At 64.3% G+C, this 18,418-nt stretch carries 17 protein-coding genes; 12 read left to right on the top strand and 5 right to left on the bottom strand.

Annotated elements, in window-relative coordinates:
* Window positions 1-175: 175 nt before the first annotated feature.
* Window positions 176-763 carry a nicotinate-nucleotide adenylyltransferase gene (locus NKH38_RS13755; RefSeq protein ID WP_023815254.1) on the top strand — a complete coding sequence of 196 codons (588 nt, stop codon included), beginning with the start codon at window positions 176-178 and terminating at the stop codon, window positions 761-763.
* A 74-nt stretch (window positions 764-837) separates the two neighbouring features.
* Complete coding sequence (locus tag NKH38_RS13750; protein WP_352761064.1) at window positions 838-2,118, top strand: MFS transporter; 1,281 nt, start codon at window positions 838-840, stop codon at window positions 2,116-2,118.
* Window positions 2,119-2,133: 15 nt separating this feature from the next.
* Here NKH38_RS13750 and NKH38_RS13745 read toward each other — a convergent pair whose 3' ends face one another.
* Window positions 2,134-2,988: a mechanosensitive ion channel family protein gene (locus NKH38_RS13745; RefSeq protein WP_286439560.1), complete on the bottom strand. Its 855-nt coding sequence runs from the start codon at window positions 2,986-2,988 to the stop codon at window positions 2,134-2,136.
* 239 nt (window positions 2,989-3,227) lie between these two features.
* On the opposite strand from NKH38_RS13745, the gene rsfS reads away from it, so the two are divergent.
* The 8 genes from rsfS (at window position 3,228) to NKH38_RS13705 (ending at window position 11,572) form a co-directional block, all read left to right on the top strand.
* Window positions 3,228-3,605 (top strand): ribosome silencing factor, encoded by a 378-nt coding sequence (rsfS, locus tag NKH38_RS13740; RefSeq protein WP_023668698.1) that lies wholly within the window; start codon window positions 3,228-3,230, stop codon window positions 3,603-3,605.
* Window positions 3,606-3,667: 62 nt separating this feature from the next.
* On the top strand, window positions 3,668-4,150 hold the full coding sequence (rlmH, locus tag NKH38_RS13735; protein WP_023668699.1) for a 23S rRNA (pseudouridine(1915)-N(3))-methyltransferase RlmH: 483 nt from the start codon (window positions 3,668-3,670) through the stop codon (window positions 4,148-4,150).
* 122 nt (window positions 4,151-4,272) lie between these two features.
* A complete protein-coding gene (locus tag NKH38_RS13730; RefSeq protein WP_023668700.1) occupies window positions 4,273-5,631 on the top strand; it encodes a murein hydrolase activator EnvC family protein in 1,359 nt (452 codons plus the stop codon).
* Between the two features lies 1 nt (window position 5,632).
* A complete protein-coding gene (locus NKH38_RS13725) occupies window positions 5,633-6,958 on the top strand; it encodes a S41 family peptidase (protein ID WP_023668701.1) in 1,326 nt (441 codons plus the stop codon).
* A 183-nt stretch (window positions 6,959-7,141) separates the two neighbouring features.
* A complete protein-coding gene (locus NKH38_RS13720; RefSeq protein WP_352761061.1) occupies window positions 7,142-8,323 on the top strand; it encodes a divergent polysaccharide deacetylase family protein in 1,182 nt (393 codons plus the stop codon).
* Window positions 8,324-8,325: 2 nt separating this feature from the next.
* A complete protein-coding gene (locus NKH38_RS13715) occupies window positions 8,326-8,841 on the top strand; it encodes an RNA pyrophosphohydrolase (RefSeq protein ID WP_023728664.1) in 516 nt (171 codons plus the stop codon).
* Between the two features lie 271 nt (window positions 8,842-9,112).
* On the top strand, window positions 9,113-10,222 hold the full coding sequence (gene alr, locus NKH38_RS13710; protein WP_352761059.1) for an alanine racemase: 1,110 nt from the start codon (window positions 9,113-9,115) through the stop codon (window positions 10,220-10,222).
* A gap of 93 nt (window positions 10,223-10,315) precedes the next feature.
* Window positions 10,316-11,572, top strand: a complete 1,257-nt coding sequence (locus NKH38_RS13705; protein WP_023668705.1) for a D-amino acid dehydrogenase — start codon at window positions 10,316-10,318, stop codon at window positions 11,570-11,572.
* Between the two features lie 103 nt (window positions 11,573-11,675).
* Here the strand turns inward: NKH38_RS13705 and NKH38_RS13700 are convergent, their stop codons facing one another.
* From NKH38_RS13700 to NKH38_RS13690, 3 genes are all read right to left on the bottom strand, one after another.
* On the bottom strand, window positions 11,676-13,829 hold the full coding sequence (locus tag NKH38_RS13700; protein WP_352761056.1) for a phospholipase D-like domain-containing protein: 2,154 nt from the start codon (window positions 13,827-13,829) through the stop codon (window positions 11,676-11,678).
* Window positions 13,826-14,266: a phospholipase A2 family protein gene (locus tag NKH38_RS13695; RefSeq protein ID WP_352761390.1), complete on the bottom strand. Its 441-nt coding sequence runs from the start codon at window positions 14,264-14,266 to the stop codon at window positions 13,826-13,828. Before NKH38_RS13695 ends, NKH38_RS13700 begins: the two co-directional genes overlap by 4 nt.
* A gap of 123 nt (window positions 14,267-14,389) precedes the next feature.
* Window positions 14,390-15,271: a LysR family transcriptional regulator gene (locus NKH38_RS13690; protein WP_023728659.1), complete on the bottom strand. Its 882-nt coding sequence runs from the start codon at window positions 15,269-15,271 to the stop codon at window positions 14,390-14,392.
* 365 nt (window positions 15,272-15,636) lie between these two features.
* Between NKH38_RS13690 and NKH38_RS13685 the strand changes: the two genes are divergently transcribed.
* Window positions 15,637-17,133 carry a CoA-acylating methylmalonate-semialdehyde dehydrogenase gene (locus NKH38_RS13685; protein WP_023755539.1) on the top strand — a complete coding sequence of 499 codons (1,497 nt, stop codon included), beginning with the start codon at window positions 15,637-15,639 and terminating at the stop codon, window positions 17,131-17,133.
* Window positions 17,134-17,336: 203 nt separating this feature from the next.
* Complete coding sequence (locus NKH38_RS13680) at window positions 17,337-17,636, top strand: hypothetical protein (protein WP_023688917.1); 300 nt, start codon at window positions 17,337-17,339, stop codon at window positions 17,634-17,636.
* A gap of 36 nt (window positions 17,637-17,672) precedes the next feature.
* Here NKH38_RS13680 and NKH38_RS13675 read toward each other — a convergent pair whose 3' ends face one another.
* Window positions 17,673-18,362 (bottom strand): GntR family transcriptional regulator, encoded by a 690-nt coding sequence (locus NKH38_RS13675; protein ID WP_050588433.1) that lies wholly within the window; start codon window positions 18,360-18,362, stop codon window positions 17,673-17,675.
* Window positions 18,363-18,418 lie beyond the last annotated feature (56 nt).

The following is an 18,418-nucleotide window of genomic DNA, read 5'->3' as shown; positions in this document are numbered from 1 at the left end:
GGGGGAGATTGGCCTTCATCTGTGTTTTCGCCAATAGTCAGCGTTGGAAAATGGCCGCCATCGCCGAAACCGCTGATCTACCCCCTTGAGGGGGAGATGCCCGGCAGGGCAGAGGGGGGTGCTTAGCACCATGCCTTCGCAGTCTGAGCACTCCATCCCCTCGCACTACCTCCGCATGCCGCATGCCGAAAAGGGCCTTGCCGTCGGCCTGTTCGGCGGCTCGTTCAACCCGCCGCATGCCGGTCATGCGCTGGTGGCGGAAATCGCGCTCAGGCGCCTCGCGCTCGACCAGCTCTGGTGGATGGTCACTCCAGGCAATCCGCTGAAGAGCACGAGGGAATTGGCGCCGCTGAGCGACCGGCTGCTGCAGTCGGAGCAGATCGCCAAGAACCCGAAGATCAAGGTCACCGCCTTCGAGGCGGCGCATCATATTCGCTTCACCGCCGACACGCTGGCGCTGGTCAAGGCACGCAATCCCGGCGTCGACTTCGTCTGGATCATGGGCGCCGACTCGCTCCGCGATTTCCACCGTTGGCAGCGCTGGCGCCAGATCGTCATGACCTTCCCGATCGCCGTCATCGACCGCCCGGGCGCGACGCTGTCCTTCCTGTCCTCGGTCGTGGCCAAGACCTTCGACTATGCCCGCGTCGACGAGGGTGACGCGCCCCGGCTCGCCCGCATGAAGGCGCCGGCCTGGACCTTCATCCACGGCCCACGCTCGTCGCTGTCATCGAGTGCTATTCGCCAGCAAGCCAAGGGGTAACTCCGTAAGACCAGATCGCCGATGTCGCTTTTACGGCGGCCTTTCGCGATCGGCTGGGCGATGCTGCGCTGGATATGGCCACTTCAGTGAACCAGACCGACATCGACCCCAATCATGGCGCCCCGCCGGCGCCCGTGATCGCCATTGCCAGCGTAATCGTGTCGATGGCGCTGATCGCGGTCGGCAACGGGTTGATGTTCGCCTATATCCCGGTCCGGCTTGGCGTCGAGCGCTTCGATCCGACCTGGGCCGGGCTGATCATCACCGGCCTGTCTGCCGGCGGACTTGCCGGCTGTATCCTGACCGGGCCGCTGGTGCGCCGCGTCGGGCACGCCCGCGCCTTCATGGTGCTGTCGGCGCTGATAGCGCTGTCGAATGCTGCCATTGGCGCCGGCACCTACCCGCTGCTGTGGATCGCGGCGCGCGCGCTTTACGGTTTTGCAATATGCGGCCTGTTCATCGTCGCCCAGAGCTGGCTCAACGATGCCGTCGCAAACGCCATTCGCGGCCGGGTGATGGCGGTGTTTTACGTCGCCTATGTCGCCGGACTTGGCGTCGGCTATGCCCTGCTGGCGGCGGTCGACATCGCGACGGCGCAGGCGCCGCTGATCGGCATTGCCTTCACCGCAGTGTCGATCCTGCCGGTCGGCATGACGCGGTTGGCTCAACCGCCGCCACCTCGCGCAGCCTCCGTGGCGCTCGGTCGCGCCTGGCGGATTTCGCCGGTCGGAGTGGCCGGCATGCTCGCCGTCGGCGGTCTGTCGATGGCGATCGCCGGCTTTGCGCCGATCCATGCCACGGCCAAAGGCTATAGCCAGGCCGATGTGGCGCTGCTTTTGTCGGCCATGCCCGTCGGCACGCTGATCCTGCAGATACCGCTCGGCTGGATTTCCGACCGTACCGATCGCCGTTACGTGCTGGCCGGCGCTGCGGCACTGGCCATCGTTGCCGGTATTATGGCTATCGGCTTTGACGGTGGCGCTCTGGCGGTGCTGGTGGTGATCTATGTGATCTGGGACGGCGCTTCGGAATCGATCTATTCGCTGGCCAGCGCGCATGCCGCCGACCGCGCCGGCAAGGACGACATGGTGGCGCTGTCGAGTTCGTTGCTGTTTGCCTGGTCGCTGTCGGGTTTCATCGTGCCGGGTATCGTGACGGCCCTGTCGGCTGTCTATGGTACGCAGGCCTTCATTTATGTGGCCATCGTCATCGCCACCGTCTTCTGCCTGTTCGTGCTGTGGCGAGTGGCCACCACGCGCGCCGTCCCCGCCACGGCGACCGGCAGTTTCGCGCCGATGTCGGCGCAGGCGCCGCTGCCGGTGGAGCTCGCCTACGCCCCGGAAGATCAGCGCTGAACGGTTTCACAGCTCCTACTGCCTGGTGGCGGCAGTTTCCTGTCGAGCCTCCGGCGGAGGTGCGGGAACCGAAATGGCTTCGGCGTCGAACGCCTGCTTGACGCGTTTGGTGAGATCGATCTGGGTGGCGAAGAAATCCGCCGCCGTGGTCCAGTAGCGCAAGGTGATGGCGACGCTGGCATCGCCCACCGTGGCGACGAAGGCGATCGGCGCCGGCTCTCGCTTGACGCGGCGCTCGCTGCCGGCAACGCCCAGCATGGTTTTCTGCGCCAGGTCGATGTCGTTCCAGGAGCCGATGCTCAGCGTGATATCGCCGCGGCGCACACCATTACGGGTAAAATTGCGCACCGGCTGGTTCCATAGCGTCGAATTGGGCGCCAGCACATAGACGCCGTCTGTCGTGCGGAGCTTGGTGGCGAACAGGCCGATTTCCTCGACGGTGCCGGAAATGGCGCCGACCTCGACATATTCGCCGATGCGGAATGGCCTGAGCGCCAGAAGCATGATGCCTGCGGCGATGTTCTGCAGCGTGCCTTGCAGCGCCAGGCCGATTGCCAGCCCGATGGCGCCGATGGCGGCGATGATCGAGGCCGTCTGAACGCCGAACTGGCCGAGCACCATGATGATGACCAGGATCAGGATGGCGTAGCGCACGATCTTCGAGAAGAAATGGCGCAGCGTCGCGTCGAAACCATGGATATGGCCGAGGCCGGCTGAGATCGATCGTTCTGCGAGCCCGGCGACGAGATAGCCGACGACCAGCAGGATGATGGCGCCGATGGCGGAGAAGGAATAGGAAACGATCAGTGTGCTGAGTTGCGCAAGGCCAGCCTGCACGGTGAGCAGCGTGTTCTGGGGGTCGATTGGCATCAGGAAAATCCGTTTGGGGGTGTGTCGATAACCTCTGCCGCGGCCATGGGTTCCGATTTTTCTCAAGGCTCCGGAACCGGAAGTCGTGCACTGCGTTCGCGCTGGCAGGGCCTCCCGTCTTGAACTGCAAGGGAACTCTGCCTATCTATAGGGTGTCACCTGATTTCGTGGGTGATTTGGTTGTTCTTGCTGCGAAAGGAAATACACTGAGAACAGCATTGCGGAAGAAGGCTGACATCATGCCTTCGCCGGCCAGGATCAGCGTAGATGACGCCGTGTCCCGTGCCATCAAGACAGTCCTTGCCAGTCTGGAAGACTCCAAGGCCGAAAATATTGTCTCAATCGACATTCAGCGGAAATCGAGCCTCGGCGACTATATGGTCATCGCGTCGGGCCGGTCGCACCGTCATGTCTCGGCTGTCGCCGACCACCTCCTCAAGGCGCTCAAGGATGCCGGTCTCGGCACGGCGCGCGTCGAGGGGCTGTCCGGCGCCGACTGGGTCCTGATCGATTCAGGCGACATCATCGTCCATGTCTTCCGCCCAGAAGTCCGCGAATTCTACAATCTTGAAAAGATGTGGCAGGCGCCGGACCTCGAGGAAGAGACCTTGCACTGAGCTCCGTCTCATGTCGTAACCATCCTGGGTGCGACATGGATTGAAAGCTCGCCGAGGCAGGGATGAAGATAGCAGTTCATGCCGTGGGCCGGATGAAGGCCGGCCCCGAGAGAGAACTCGCCGACCGCTATTTCGAGCGTTTCGCCAAGAGCGGCCCGGCGATCGGGTTCGAATTCTCTGGTGTCGCCGAGATCGCCGAGGGACGAGCCCAGAACGCCAATGAGCGCCGCCGCGAGGAAGGCCAGAAGCTGCAGGCACAGCTGCAGCCGGGCACGGCGCTGTTCCTGCTCGACGAACGCGGCAAAAACCTGTCCTCAGACGATTTCGCCAGCCGTATCGGCCAGCTGCGCGATGGCGGACGCAAGGCGTTGGTCATCGCCATTGGCGGCGCCGACGGGCACGACCAGTCGATTCGCGATCAGGCTGAGCTGATGGTCTCGTTCGGCGCGGCGACCTGGCCGCACCAACTGGTGCGTGTCATGCTGGGCGAGCAGCTCTATCGGGCGGCAACGATTCTTTCGGGACATCCCTACCACCGTTCGTAAATCAGTGGGTCGAGGGTCAATCGTCCAGATTTCCGCCCCAATGCGCGGCTGTTTTGTGCTAGGCTTCGGTTCGATCATGGTTGATGGTTCGTTAACGAAGCCACGCATAGAGTCGGGCTTCAATGGCTGACAACGGGAAATCACGAACGGGCTTCCGGCACGCGCGCTGCGGCATCGCTGCGGCGGTGGTTTTGCTGTCGCTCGGGCTTGCACGGGCCGAAAATACGCTGGACGTGGCGCCCGACCCCGATCTGAGCCGTGCCGAATATGAGAAGGTGTCGGCCGAGATCACGCTGTCGTCCGAACGGCTGGCCAAGCTCGCCGCCGACATTGCTTCGGTCAAGAAGGACCATGCCTCGATCACCGCGGCGCTTATCCAGTCGGCTATGACCGAGCAGAAGCTCGGCCAGGACATCGAGGATATCGGCGCCAGGCTCGAAGGACTGAAGGGCGAGGAACAGAAGATCCGTGTCTCGCTGGCGGCGCGGCGCGACGTGCTGGCCGAGGTGCTGGGCGCGCTGCAGCGCATGGGGCTCAATCCGCCGCCGGCGATCCTGGTCAAGCCGGAAGACGCGCTGTCGTCGGTGCGCAGCGCCATCCTGCTCGGCGCAGTGGTTCCGGAACTGCGCCAGCAGACCGACAAATTGCTGGCCGACCTCAGGGAACAGACCCGGGTGACGGCCTCGATCGAGGCCGAGCGGACGCGGCTGACGGCGGCGGTCGGCGAGCAGACGGCGGAAAAGAAACGCCTCTCCATGCTGCTCGAAGCCAAGCAGAAGCTCGAGGCGGACACCTGGACGGCGATGGCCGCTGAAAAGCAGCGGTCCCAGGCGCTTGCGGCCAAGGCCGGCAGCCTGAAAGAGCTGATCGCTTCGCTTGAAGCCGACAAGAGCCGCAAGGCGGCGGATGCCGTCAAGGCAGGCGAACAGAAAGCGGCCGACAGCGATAAGCCGGACGCCGATAACGCCGATGCAGGCACAACCGCGTCGACGGAGCTGGCTTCGCTGCCCGTGCCGGAAGGCAACCGCCTCACCGCCGCCGCGCCGTTTTCGGCACTTCAGGGACAAGTCTCGCTGCCGGTCACCGGCAAGATCAAGCTGCGTTTCGGGGCCGATGACGGTAACGGCGCGGTGATGCTTGGCGACATGGTTGCGACACAATCGGGAGCCATCGTCACGGCACCGGCGGACGGAAATGTGCTTTATGCGGGGCCTTTTCGCTCCTATGGTCAACTCTTGATCCTCAATGCGGGAGACGGCTATCATGTCGTCCTGGCGGGGATGAGCAGAATCAGCGTCGCGTCTGGCCAGTCGGTGCTCGCAGGAGAGCCGGTCGGCGCGATGGGAGAGGCCCGGGTGGCAAGCACCTCGGCCTCGAAGAATGGAAATGCCACGCCGGAACTCTATGTCGAGTTCCGCAAGGATGGAAAACCCGTCGATCCGACCCCATGGTGGGCGGACCGCTTCTCTGGAAGGACGTGAAATGATGCGGAAACTGTCGCTTCTTATTGCCGGTGCGCTGATGGGCGCGTCAGCGATGAGCCTGGTCTATGGCGCGCCCGGCTCGACGGCGAACGCTGCAGGCTCCGAGACCTACAAGCAACTGGCAATCTTCGGCGACATCTTCGAGCGCGTGCGGGCGCAGTATGTGACGCCGCCGGACGACAAGTCGCTGGTCGAAAACGCCATCAACGGCATGCTCACCTCGCTCGACCCGCACTCCTCCTACATGAACGCCGAGCAGGCGCAGGACATGCGCGTGCAGACCAAGGGTGAGTTCGGCGGCCTCGGCATCGAGGTCACCATGGAGAACGACCTGGTCAAGGTGATCACGCCGATCGACGACACCCCGGCTGCCAAGGCAGGCGTGCTGGCCGGCGACTATATCGCCAAGATCGACGGCCAAGAGGTTCGCGGCCTGACGCTCAACGATGCGGTCGAAAAGATGCGCGGCCTGGTCAATACGCCGATCAAGCTGACCATCCTGCGCCAAGGCGCCGACAAGCCGATCGAGCTGACGGTGGTGCGTGACATCATCAAGGTCAAGGCGGTCAAGTTCCGGGTCGAGAACGACATCGGCTACATGAAGATCACCTCCTTCACCGAAAAGACCTATGACGACCTCGAGAACGCCATCGACACCATCAAGAAGCAGGTGCCGAACGACAAGCTCAAGGGCTATGTGCTCGATCTGAGGCTCAACCCGGGCGGCCTGCTCGACCAGGCGGTGAGCGTGTCCGACGCCTTCCTCGACCGTGGCGAGATCGTCTCGACCCGCGGCCGCGACCCGAAGGACGTCACCCGCTTCGACGCCAAGGCAGGCGACGACATCGGCGCCAAGCCGCTGATCGTGCTCGTCAATGGCGGTTCGGCCAGCGCCTCCGAGATCGTCGCCGGCGCGCTGCAGGACCTGCGCCGCGCCACAGTGGTCGGCACGCAGTCCTTCGGCAAGGGCTCGGTGCAGACCATCATCCCGCTTGGCGAGAACGGCGCGCTGCGCCTGACGACGGCGCTCTATTACACGCCGTCCGGCAAGTCGATCCAGGGCAAGGGCATCACGCCCGACATCAAGGTCGACCAGCCGCTGCCGCCCGAACTGCAGGGCAGGGACCTGACGCGCGGTGAATCTGACCTCAAGGGCCACATCAAGGGCGCCGACGAGAGCGATACCGGCTCGGGCTCGGCTGCCTATGTGCCGCCGGATCCGAAGGACGATCTGCAGCTGATCTATGCCGAACAGCTGCTGCGCGGCCAGAAGACCGATCCGGCATTCCCGCCGAATCCGGAGAAGGCAGTGCTTAACCAGTAAAATCGACTGGTAGCTCTGGCTGCCCAATCGAAGCGATGCAATGCTGCCGGGACCGTGAGGTTCCGGCAGTTTGATTCGGGGGCAGCTGGGCGCTGTGCCTCAAAAGGCGCAGGGGACGCGCCGTCAGTTTTGGATCTGCGCGTGGCGAAAAGATTTCGCTGATCACGCGCCGGGGGATGCGGCTTGGCTGACGTCGGCAAGGACATCGAACGCCCGCTCGGACAGACCGTCCGACCGCGTGCCGCGTCGCGCGGGATCAGCGCTGGCGCCGTCGCGGCGACGCTGGTCGTGCTGGCCGCAGTCGGCATCTCCGGCGCGATCGCGCTGCGCGAGAAGCCGTTCCGCAAACCGGAAGCAATCGCGGTCTCGACGCCAAAGGTCACGGCGGCGGCCGAGCCCGCGGCCGCAGCGCCCACTGCTCAAGCGACGGCCGCAGCGCCGAAGGCGGAAACGCCCAAGGCCAGCGGTCCGCAGATCATCCATGTGCAGTCCCAGGAGGGTGATGGCCCGCCCAATGCAGCCATCGTCATCCACGACCCGTCGACGATCGGCCAGAACCTGAAGATCGCGCATATCCCCGACAGGGCGCTGATCGAGGCCAGCGACACCGGCCCGTTGCCGGTTCGCGCCGCTGACGGCCGGCGGCCGTTCGATGTCTATGCGCGGCCGTGGTCGGGTTCGCGTGGCGCTCGAGTGGCAATCGTCATCGGCGGGCTTGCCGTGTCGCAGACCGGCACGCAGGCCGCGATCGCCAAGCTGCCGGCCGAAGTGACGCTGGCTTTTGCGCCGCAAGGCAACAGCATCGGCCGCTGGATGCAGGCGGCACGGCAGAGCGGGCATGAGGTGGTCATGCAGGTGCCGCTCGAACCGTTCGACTATCCCAACGTCAATCCCGGCCGCAACACGCTGACAGTGGCGGCAAGCCCGGACGACAATCTGAAGAATCTGCGCTGGGCGCTGTCGCGGACCACCAACTATACCGGCGTCATGAACTATATGGGGGCGCGCTTTTCGGCCGACGCGACAGCGATGGGGCCGTTCATGGCCGAGCTTGGCAAGCGCGGCCTTGCCTATGTCGATGACGGCTCGTCCGCGCGGAGCCTGGCGTCCGATCTCGCCTTGAAGGACGGTGTGCCGTTCGTCGCCGGCGATACGGCAATCGACGCCGTGCAGGACCGCGGCGCCATCCTGAAAAAGCTCGACGCGCTGGAAGCGACCGCGCGTGCCAAAGGCTCCGCCGTCGGCATAGGCTCGGCCTTCGACCTCACCGTCGATACCGTGGCGTCCTGGGTGGTCGAAGCAAAAAAGCGCGGCATCGAGATCGTGCCGATCTCGGCGGTGGCCATCGACCCGGAAAAAGGCTGATCATGACGAAGAAACCTGTCGACCCCGAGACGCTGCCATACCGCCCCTGTGTCGGGCTGATGATCCTCAATGGCGACGGGCTGGTCTGGGTTGGGCACCGCATCGCCGAGCCGGACAGCGAATTCGCCGGGACCACGCAGCTCTGGCAGATGCCGCAAGGCGGCATCGACGAGGGCGAGGAGCCGCTGCAGGCGGCCGGGCGCGAGCTCTATGAAGAGACCGGCATGCGCTCGGTCACGCTGCTCGCCGAGGCGCCGCACTGGATCAATTACGACCTGCCGCCCGATCTGGTCGGCATAGCCCTCAAGGGGCGTTATCGCGGCCAGACGCAGAAATGGTTCGCCTACCGCTTTCACGGCGAGGCCAGCGAGATCCAGATCAATCCGCCGCCGGGCGGCCACACCGCCGAATTCGATGAATGGGCATGGCGGCGAATGCAGGACCTGCCCGATCTGATCGTGCCGTTCAAACGGAAGGTCTATGAGGATGTGGTGGCGGCGTTCCGTCATCTTGCCTAGCTGGATGTGACGGTTCGCACGGCACCTGATTCGTGCTTTATTGATCGGGACACCCGCAGCCACGAGACCCATATGAACGACGCCGGGCAATGGCCTCTTAGCGCAGCGTCTGGGCTGCCCCTCACCTGCCTGCCGGCTTTCGTCACTCGAAAAGCCAAGCAGTTGGCTTTTCGTCCGCTTTACGCGGACCGCTCCTCAACTCCCCGTATAGGGTCGGGGAGAAATATCCGGCAGGACAATGAGGGGCAGCGCCGACTTCAGCGGGTCTGCAATGCATAATGCCAAAGATACGATCAGCGAAGCGGCGGCCGGCGCCATTCTCACCATTGATCTCGGCGCGGTCAGGGAGAATTACCGGCGGCTCAAGGCAAAGCTCGGCGGCGTACGCTGCGCCGGCGTCGTCAAGGCCGACGGCTACGGGCTCGGTGCGCGGCAAGTGGCGGCGGCACTGGTTGCCGAAGGCTGCGACAGCTTCTTTGTCGCGCATCTCGCCGAGGGTGTCGCGCTGCGCGACGCACTCGGACCGAAGCTGGAAATCCATGTGCTGAATGGGCTGCCGCCGGGCTCGGAACCCGAAGCCGTGGCTGCCGACCTTGTTCCCGTCATCAACAGTGGCGGACAATTGAAGGCGTGGAGCAAAGCCGGCCAGAAGGCCGGCCGCAAGCTCAAGGCCGCCATCCAGGTCGACAGCGGCATGTCGCGGCTGGGCATGGGCCTGGCAGAGGTCGAGGCGCTTACGGCCGATGCTTTCGCCGGCGTCGATGTCGTCCTCGTCATGAGCCATCTGGCCCGTGCGGACGAACCGACCAATGCGGCCAATGACGCGCAACTCAGGGAGTTCGAACGGCTGCGCAAAATGCTGCCCAAGGCGCCGGCGTCGCTCGACAATTCCTCCGGCATCTTTCTTGGGCCGCGCTATCAGTACGACCTCGCGCGTCCGGGCGCTGCGCTCTACGGCATCAATCCGACGCCTGATGAGGCGAACCCGATGCTGCCGGTGGTGCGGCTCGAGGCAAAGATCATCCAGACACGCGGCATCGATAAGGGCGCGGGCGTCGGCTACGGACATGCGTTTCTGGCCAGCGGTCCCTTGCGCGCGGCCACGATCTCGCTCGGCTATGCCGATGGCTGGCACCGGCGCGCGGCTTCGGCTGCCTGGCTCGACGGCGTGCGACTGCCCTTTGTCGGGCGGGTGTCGATGGATTCGATCATACTCGACATCTCGGCCCTGCCGGCCGGCCGGCTGCGCGAGGGCGACCTTGTCGAACTCCTGGGCCCCTCGCAGAGCGTCGATGACGCCGCCGGTCATGCCGGCACGATCGGTTATGAAATCCTGACCAGTCTCGGCCCCCGCTTCCACCGCCGCTATATCAACGAATAGAGCCGCGACACGCCGCCCCTTGGCGGACGCCGCAGAATCCGGCAGACAGGAGGCGGCGGCCCTCTGACGGAAGTCGTCGTGGAGAGTGATGCGATGAAGATCTTCGTGTTGGGCGGCGGCGTTATCGGGGTCACCACTGCCTATTATCTCGCTGAGGCCGGCCACGAGGTGACGGTGTTCGACCGCCAGAAAGGGCCGGCGCTGGAAACCAGCTTCGCCAATGCCGGCGAGATCTCGCCGGGGTATGCTTCGCCCTGGGCCGGCCCCGGCATTCCGCTGAAGGCAATCAAGTGGCTGTTGATGAAGCACGGCCCGCTGGTGGTGCGGCCGGCCTTCGATCCGTATATGTGGACATGGCTCATCAAGATGCTGCGCAATTGCACCGCGGATCGCTACGCCATCAACAAGGCGCGCATGGTGCCGCTCGCCGAATACAGCCGCGACACGCTGAAGGCGCTGCGCGAGGCGACCGGCATCGCTTATGATGAGCGGACCAAGGGCACGCTGCAGCTGTTTCGCACGCAAAAGCAGCTCGACGGCACCGGCGGCGATGTAGAGGTGCTGAAGAAATATGGCGTTCCCTACGAGTTGCTCGATCCCGAAGGCTGCATTGGCGCCGAACCTGCGCTGGCCGGCGTGCGGGAAAAGTTTGTCGGCGGGCTGAGATTGCCCGGCGACGAAACTGGCGACTGCAAGATGTTCACCGATCGGCTGGCCGAGCTCTGCGTGGCGCGCGGCGTCACGTTCGAGTACGGTACGCAGATCCGGCGCTTCTCCAAGAACCGCAATCGCATCGTCAGCGTCGGCACCGACCAGCGCTCGCGCGCGGCCGACGCTTATGTGCTGGCGCTGGGCAGCTATTCGGCGCGCTTCATGCGCCTGCTCAGGCGCCCGATCCCGGTCTATCCGGTCAAGGGCTATTCGATCACCGTTCCGATCAAGGACGCGGTCGCCGCCCCGGTGTCGACGGTAATGGACGAAACCTACAAGGTGGCGATCACCAGGCTCGGCGACCGCATCCGCGTCGGCGGCACGGCGGAGATTTCCGGCTTCGATCTCAGGCTGCATGAATCGCGCCGGCGCACCCTCGAACATTCGGTCGGCGATCTGTTCCCGGATGGCGGCGACCTCAAGGCGGCGTCCTTCTGGTGCGGGCTGCGGCCGATGACGCCGGACGGGCCGCCGCTGGTCGGCCGCACCGAGTTCTCCAACCTCTATCTCAACACCGGGCACGGCACGCTTGGCTGGACCATGGCCTGCGGCTCGGCCAAGGTGCTGTCCGACATCATCTCCAGCAAGGTGCCTGATATCGATGTGCGGGAGCTGGGGCCGGAGCGGTATTTGAGGTAGGGGTGCTTTTTAAAGCTGGCGGGCCAGCACCCCCTCTGTCCTACCGGACAGAGGGGTGTAAAGGATCGCTACAGAACGGCATTCCTTCAGCCTCGCCAGCCCCTCAAAACGCCTCCTTCACCCAACCCTTCGAGAACAGCCATCGGTAGGCCCACGGTATCGTCACCTTGGTCGATACCGGGTTCGAATGGGCGACATAGTCGTCATAGACCGGCTGCATCCTGGCGTAGAAGGCAGGGTCGAGCACCGTCATGCCGTTCTCCAGATCGTGGAAGAAACTGCGGTTGTTGAGATTGACCGACGAGATCGTCACCAGCCTTTCGTCGATCATCATGATCTTGGAGTGCAGCACGACATCGGGCGCCTTGAATTCGCGGATGTTGATGCGGTCGCCATATTTCTCGACGAACAGCTTGTTGAGCGCGGTCAGCAGCTTGCCGCCAATATCGCCCTTGAGGTCGATGCGGCCGACAATGTCGATCCTGACGCCGCGCGCCAGCGCCCGCTCGATGGCCAGGCTGAGCTTCGGCGTCAGATTAAGGTAGGGATTGACGATCTCGATATGGTGCCGGGCAGTGTCGATCAGCTCGACGAAATAGGTCTCGAGCGCATGGTTGTCCTCGTAGGGCACGGAAATGAAATGGCGCACCGTGCCCGGCGGGCGCCGGCTGTCGGAGCGCACCGGAATGGAGAAGGGTCTTGCGATGTTGGTGTCGGCGTCGCGCAGCCACAATGTCGAGAGATGCGCGGCCAGCGTCTCGACCGTGGCCGGGTCGGCAAACTCGATGTCGAAATCGCTCCAGTTCGAATAGTAGTTGAGCGAGAGGCCGTCGGTCTTGCCGTATTGCTCGAGGTTCGGATAGCGCGACAGGTCGATCGGCTTGTGGAACAGGAAGCCGTCATGAATGTTGCGGCCGCCGATGATGACGCGCGAGCGGGCGGGATCCTCGGCAAGTGTCGCCAGCATCTTGACGTGATGGGTCTTGTGCAGCTGTGACAGTTGCTCGTCGACCGGCGCGCCGTGGTCGGCCCGCCAACGATATTCCTGCAACTCGACATTGGGATAATCGGCCGCCAGCCGGTGCAGCAGGACATCGTCCTTGTCGCGCTCCAGCACGTCTGTGACCATGATGCGCACTTTGGTGCCGAGGGCTGCGTGATGGCGGATCAGCCGCTCGATGACGCGGCCGGAAAAATCGGCCTTGAACTCCAGCGACGACAGATAGACCAGCTTGAGTTTCGGCGCGCGCGAGAAATCGAGCGGCAGTTCGGGGTCGGCCTTGTCGAAGGCGCTGTCGGGTAAAGGCGCGCCGAGCAGCGCTTCGACCTTGGCGTTGAAGCCGTCGCGCGACTTGCGTGACAGGCGCGGTGACCCGAGCGGCAGCGAACAGCTCTGCGACAGCCAGCGGCCGGCGTAGAAGACGCGGGCGAGTTCATCCAGGCCGGATGGACCGGGCACTGGACAACGCTCGTAGCGGCTGTCGAGCGCGGCTATCGCCGGATAGGCAACCTCTTCGCGCAGGATGGTGAGCGGGGCGCCTGCCGGCGCCAGACTGGAGCTGAGCTTGAGACTGCAGCGGTTCAAACCATCGCTGGGGAACAGGCTGGCGGTTTGCCCGGCCGACAGGCGGAGGCGGAAGGCGGCACCGCTCGCCACGCTGCGCGAGCCACCGCCGGCGCGAATCGCCAGCGCCCCGTCGCAGGCGCCCGATATCTCAACCGGCTGCTTTCCCGCCTGGCGCATCACGATCTCGATCGAGCGCGCCTGCAGGCCGGAAAAGCTGAACGTCTTTGGCGCGGAGGGCCGCGCGGCGGCGTTGACATAGAGCGTCTGCCGCGACACGCGCCAACGGCCGTTGAAATGGCCTTCGCCGGCTGTGCCGCTCACTGCCGGCATCTGTTCGGCGGTAACCGGCTTCGCCAGCCGTTCCAGCGTCCGGTAGGTGGCCTGGAAATCGCGGTTGGCGATGGCGTGGCGGTCATGTCCGAACGGACCGGTGCCGTTCGCCCTGTCGATGGCGCCGATCTGGTTGTGGGCGAGCAGCGCCAGAAACTGCCTTTCATAGTCGCTGGCACCGGCATCGCCGAAAAACGCTGCTGCTGCAGTCTGCGGTCCGGGCCTGCCGGCCGATACCGACGGCCGGCCGCAATCCTTCGCATCGGGGAAGAAATCGCAGCTGTGCCGGATCGGGGCGGCGCAACCGGCAAGGGCCGCCAGCCCCAGCCCGGCCAAGGCCAGGCAGATGGCGCGGTTCATCCGGTCGCACCGTTCATCGTCTTCAGTTCAGCCGGATCGCGCGGCGGCAGGAAGCCATGCGGAAACACCTTACAGACGGGAAGCGCGAAAGTGGCGATCAAAAGCTCGGCCTCGCCGCGCATCTTTTTCGGCGCTGTCTTGTCAACACGGATCGCCTTTGCCGAGGCGACGAGCGCGCCGTCGCAGTCGCAATGATTATGGCGCGCGATGTAGCAGGCGTCATGGATTTGGCAGGCGCTGTCGAGGCGATTGACAGGGCGAGCCGAGAGGTCGCCGGTGCGGGTGCCGGGACCGCAGTAATTGCCGAAGACGAAAGGCGACGGGCGGGCCATTGCGATGCGGACCGGCTTGGGCAATTCGGCTTCCGGAACTTCGGTCCATGGATTGGCGCAGGCGGAAAGCGCGACAAGCGGCAAGATGGCGAGCACCGCTCGCATTTTGATCCGCACCAGCTTTGCAAAAAAGTGTCCCACCCGGCGCAGCCAATCCTTAATGATAGGCGACATCGCGCTTGTTGCCACACTGGCCGATTTTGTGGCGAGGGCAAGGCGGCGCGGCCATCAGACAAACAGCCCGCGCTCTCTCTCGACCGCCTTGGTGATGAAGTTGGCGACGATCTGCACGCGGCGCAGCGGTCGGACCGATTCATGATAGACCAGCCAGTAGGCGCGGCGGATCGGCGTCACGATGTCGACGGGGATCAGCTCCGGCATCGAGCGGGCGACAAAGGTGTGCAAGATGCCGATGCCAGCGCCCGAGCGCACCGCTTCGGCCTGGCCCAGCGCTGAGGAGATGGCGAAGCTGGTGCGCCAGTCCGGGCTGAACTCCGCCGCATAGTCGAGCGACGGGCTGACGATCAGGTCTGGGACATAGCCGATCAGCGTATGCTGGCCGAGTTCGGCAGCGGTCTCCGGTAAGCCGTGCGCCTGCGCATAGTCGCGCGAGGCAAACAGGCCGAGGGTGTAGTCGACCAGCTTTCCCGCCACCAGCCTGCCTTCGGTCGGCCGCTCGACGGTGATGGCGATGTCGGCCTCGCGCCGCGACAGCGAGAAGGAACGCGGCACCGGCACCAGCTGGATGGTGAGTTCGCGGTGCAGCGCGGTCAGCGCGCCAAGACGCGTGGCGAGGAATGCAACGCCAAACCCGTCGGGCGCGCCGATGCGCACCGTGCCTGAGATATCGTCGCCTTCGCCCGACACGGCGGAGCGCGCGGCGATCATGTCGGCTTCCATGCGCTCGGCAATGTCGAGAAAGCGCTGGCCGGCCGGCGTCAGCTCGCTGCCGGTGGTAAGCCGGCGAAACAGTTTTGTCCGTAACGCATCCTCAAGCGCTGCGATGCGGCGCGAGACGGTGGCGTGATTGAGTTCCAGCCGCTTGGCGGCGCCAAGGATCTGCCCGGCGCGGGCCACGGCGAGGAAGATGCGGACGTCATCCCAGTTCATGGGGGTGGTCCGGGCTAGCGGCGAACGCGGCGTTCCCGCCCACCCCCCTCTGGCCTGCCGGCCATCTCCCCCGCAAGGAGGGAGATTGGCAGCTCCGCCACCTGCGTCTCTTTTGCTGCGTTGAAGATTTGCGAAGGCGGCAGCCACATCTGATCTCCCCCCTTGCGGGGGAGATGTCCGGCAGGACAGAGGGGGGTGTGACGGAGCGCAACCTTCGGGCCTTTCAGCAATCTGTAATTTGCGGCAATTAATGCACACTCGTCCTTCGTTGTCTATTTCTCGCACAACGGTTGCGTTTCCCCTCGCGTTGCCTTCGCGCCTGCAAAGGCGTTGAATGCTTCATCACAAACTCAGGGAGAGAAACCATGATCGAATACGGTCATTTCATTGGCGGCAAGCATGTCGCCGGGACCAGCGGGCGCAAGCAGGACGTCATGCAGCCCATGGACGGCTCGGTGCGCGGCACGGTGGCGCTGGCTTCGCCGGCGGAACTGCGTGCGGCTGTCCTGAATGCCAAGGAAGCACAGATCAAATGGGCTGCGACCAACCCGCAGCGGCGTGTGCGCGTGCTGATGAAGTTTCTTGAACTGGTTGCCCGCGACTATGACGAACTGGCCGATCTCCTGGCGCGCGAGCACGGCAAGACCATCGCCGACGCCAAGGGCGACATCCAGCGCGGCCTCGAAGTGGTCGAAGTCTGCATCGGTGCGCCGCACATGATGAAGGGCGAGTTCACCGACGGCGCCGGCCCCGGCATCGATGTCTATTCGATGCGCCAGCCGCTTGGCGTCGTTGCCGGCATCACCCCGTTCAATTTCCCGGCGATGATCCCGCTGTGGAAGATTGCCCCGGCGCTGGCCTGCGGCAACGCCTTTATCCTGAAGCCTTCCGAGCGTGACCCTGGCGTGCCGATGCGCATCGCCGAACTGTTCCTCGAGGCTGGCCTGCCGGCTGGCGTTCTCAACGTCGTCAATGGCGACAAGGATGTCGTCGACGCCATCCTCGACGATCCTGATATCAAGGCTATCGGCTTTGTCGGCTCGACGCCGATCGCGCATTACATCTATTCGCGCGGCACGGCCGCGGGAAAACGCGTGCAGTGCTTCGGCGGCGCCAAGAACCACATGATCATCATGCCCGATGCCGACATGGACCAGACCGTCGATGCGCTGATCGGCGCGGGCTACGGCTCGGCCGGCGAGCGCTGCATGGCGATCTCGGTTGCCGTTCCCGTCGGCAACGACACCGCTAACCGGCTGATGGAAAAGCTGATCCCGCGTGTCGAAAGCCTCAAAGTCGGCCCGTCGACGGATTCGTCCGCCGATTTCGGCCCGCTGATCACGGCGCAGGCATTGGAACGCGTCAAGGGTTATGTCGACACCGGCGTCAAGGAAGGCGCCAAGCTGGTCGTCGATGGCCGCGGCTTCTCCATGCAGGGCTACGAGGATGGCTACTATATGGGCGGCTGCCTGTTCGACAATGTGACCGCCGACATGCGCATCTACAAGGAAGAGATTTTTGGCCCGGTGCTGTCGGTGGTGCGTGCGCCGACCTATGAGAGCGCCATCAAGCTCGCCAACGATCATGAGATGGGCAATGGCGTCGCCATCTTCACCCGTGACGGTGATGCTGCTCGTGATTTTGCTTCGCGCGTCCAGGTCGGCATGGTCGGCATCAACGTGCCGATCCCGGTTCCGATCGCTTACTACACGTTCGGCGGCTGGAAGGCGTCGTCCTTCGGCGACCTCAACCAGCACGGCCCGGACGCGTTCCGCTTCTACACCAAGACCAAGACGGTGACCTCGCGCTGGCCCTCCGGCGTCAAGGACGGTGCCGAGTTCGTCATCCCGACGATGAACTGACCGGACGATTTCGAAGATCGGCAAGAAGGCCCGGGTTCAACGTCCTGGGCCTTTCTTTGTACGAAACCGACATTGGCCATCACGTTAAAGCGATGGAACCAAGAGCCTGTCATCTGCCTTAAATTGCATTCCTGCCGTGGTGCAGGCCATCAAAATAGCGCCGGTTGCAGCCGGGGTTCTCGTCTGGCGCAAGGAGGTGTCAGATGACACGACGTCTTGTGGCGGCGATGTTCTTTGCGGTGTTCGCGATGTCCGGCATCGCCCAGGCTAAAGCCGATCAATGCGCGGCGCGGACCGACTTGGTCAAGGCGCTCGGCGAGAAGTTCCACGAAAACCAAGCCGCTCGTGGCTTGGTGAACCCAAATGTGGTGCTTGAGATATTCGTCTCCGACCAGGGCACCTGGACCATCCTGGCCACCGACACACACGGCCAAAGCTGCATCATCACGGCTGGCGAAGGCTGGGACGGGGCGACCATGGCCGCAGTCTTGCCGGGCACCTGATAAAGACCGGTCGGAAGTCTGGAGCAGAGACGGAGTTCAGCGTGTGGCGGCCACTTCGGCATGGCCGCGCAGCAGTGCCATAAGGCGTTTGGCGTCCTTGGCGGCAGCCTCTTCGTCACCGGCCAGGATCGAACGGATTAGCGCGACGTGGTGTTCGGCCGATTCGGCCAGCCCTGTGTCGGCCTTGTAGCGAAACCAGAAGCGGCGGCTGTGGGTCTGCAGGGGCGCGGCCAGACGGGCCGCAAAAGGGTTGTCGGCGGCCATCGCCAAGGCCTCGTCGAGCGCCTTGTCGGCCTGGATGAAGGCCAGCACATTGCCCGAGATGACGGCCTTCTGCATGGCAAGGGCTGCCTCATGAAACAGGTCGGCGGCCTCACGGGTGACGAAGCGGGCGGCCGAGCGCGCCAGCACCACCTCGACGCCGCGCCTGGCATCCAGCACGCGCAGCCAGTCGCCGGGATGTAGCGGGGCAATGGCGATGCCGGCGCGTGGCCTGACATCCAGCAGTCCTTCCCAGGCGAGGCGCTGGATCGCTTCGCGCACCGGCGTGCGTCCTAGCGCCAGCTTCTCGATGAGGGCGCCTTCGGTGACAAAGCTCGCCGGCGCCAGTTCCAACGTCACGATCATATGCTCGAGTACATGGTAGGCCTTGGCAGCGGCCGGCTCGGGGTATGCTGTCTCACTGGATATCAAAGGTGGGCTCCTGATATATCTTACATATATCATAACGAATTCCGCGTTGACAGCCGGTTTTCAAATAGATATACGGCTGATATATCAGA

The sequence above is a fragment of the Mesorhizobium sp. M1078 genome (genome assembly GCF_040318615.1).
Classification (GTDB): domain Bacteria; phylum Pseudomonadota; class Alphaproteobacteria; order Rhizobiales; family Rhizobiaceae; genus Mesorhizobium.
Note: the sequence above shows the minus strand (reverse complement) of the source record. Positions and strands in the feature narration are given on the sequence as shown.

Excerpts from the sequence above, each read along its gene's own strand:
- NKH38_RS13755 (WP_023815254.1), top strand. The coding sequence starts at position 176 with ATGCCGCATGCCGAAAAGGGCCTTGCCGTCGGCCTGTTCGGCGGCTCG.
- NKH38_RS13750 (WP_352761064.1), top strand. The coding sequence starts at position 838 with ATGGCCACTTCAGTGAACCAGACCGACATCGACCCCAATCATGGCGCC.
- NKH38_RS13745 (WP_286439560.1), bottom strand. The coding sequence starts at position 2,988 with ATGCCAATCGACCCCCAGAACACGCTGCTCACCGTGCAGGCTGGCCTT.
- rsfS (WP_023668698.1), top strand. The coding sequence starts at position 3,228 with ATGCCTTCGCCGGCCAGGATCAGCGTAGATGACGCCGTGTCCCGTGCC.
- rlmH (WP_023668699.1), top strand. The coding sequence starts at position 3,668 with ATGAAGATAGCAGTTCATGCCGTGGGCCGGATGAAGGCCGGCCCCGAG.
- NKH38_RS13730 (WP_023668700.1), top strand. The coding sequence starts at position 4,273 with ATGGCTGACAACGGGAAATCACGAACGGGCTTCCGGCACGCGCGCTGC.
- NKH38_RS13725 (WP_023668701.1), top strand. The coding sequence starts at position 5,633 with ATGATGCGGAAACTGTCGCTTCTTATTGCCGGTGCGCTGATGGGCGCG.
- NKH38_RS13715 (WP_023728664.1), top strand. The coding sequence starts at position 8,326 with ATGACGAAGAAACCTGTCGACCCCGAGACGCTGCCATACCGCCCCTGT.
- alr (WP_352761059.1), top strand. The coding sequence starts at position 9,113 with ATGCATAATGCCAAAGATACGATCAGCGAAGCGGCGGCCGGCGCCATT.
- NKH38_RS13705 (WP_023668705.1), top strand. The coding sequence starts at position 10,316 with ATGAAGATCTTCGTGTTGGGCGGCGGCGTTATCGGGGTCACCACTGCC.
- NKH38_RS13700 (WP_352761056.1), bottom strand. The coding sequence starts at position 13,829 with ATGAACCGCGCCATCTGCCTGGCCTTGGCCGGGCTGGGGCTGGCGGCC.
- NKH38_RS13695 (WP_352761390.1), bottom strand. The coding sequence starts at position 14,266 with ATGCGAGCGGTGCTCGCCATCTTGCCGCTTGTCGCGCTTTCCGCCTGC.
- NKH38_RS13690 (WP_023728659.1), bottom strand. The coding sequence starts at position 15,271 with ATGAACTGGGATGACGTCCGCATCTTCCTCGCCGTGGCCCGCGCCGGG.
- NKH38_RS13685 (WP_023755539.1), top strand. The coding sequence starts at position 15,637 with ATGATCGAATACGGTCATTTCATTGGCGGCAAGCATGTCGCCGGGACC.
- NKH38_RS13680 (WP_023688917.1), top strand. The coding sequence starts at position 17,337 with ATGACACGACGTCTTGTGGCGGCGATGTTCTTTGCGGTGTTCGCGATG.
- NKH38_RS13675 (WP_050588433.1), bottom strand. The coding sequence starts at position 18,362 with ATGATATATGTAAGATATATCAGGAGCCCACCTTTGATATCCAGTGAG.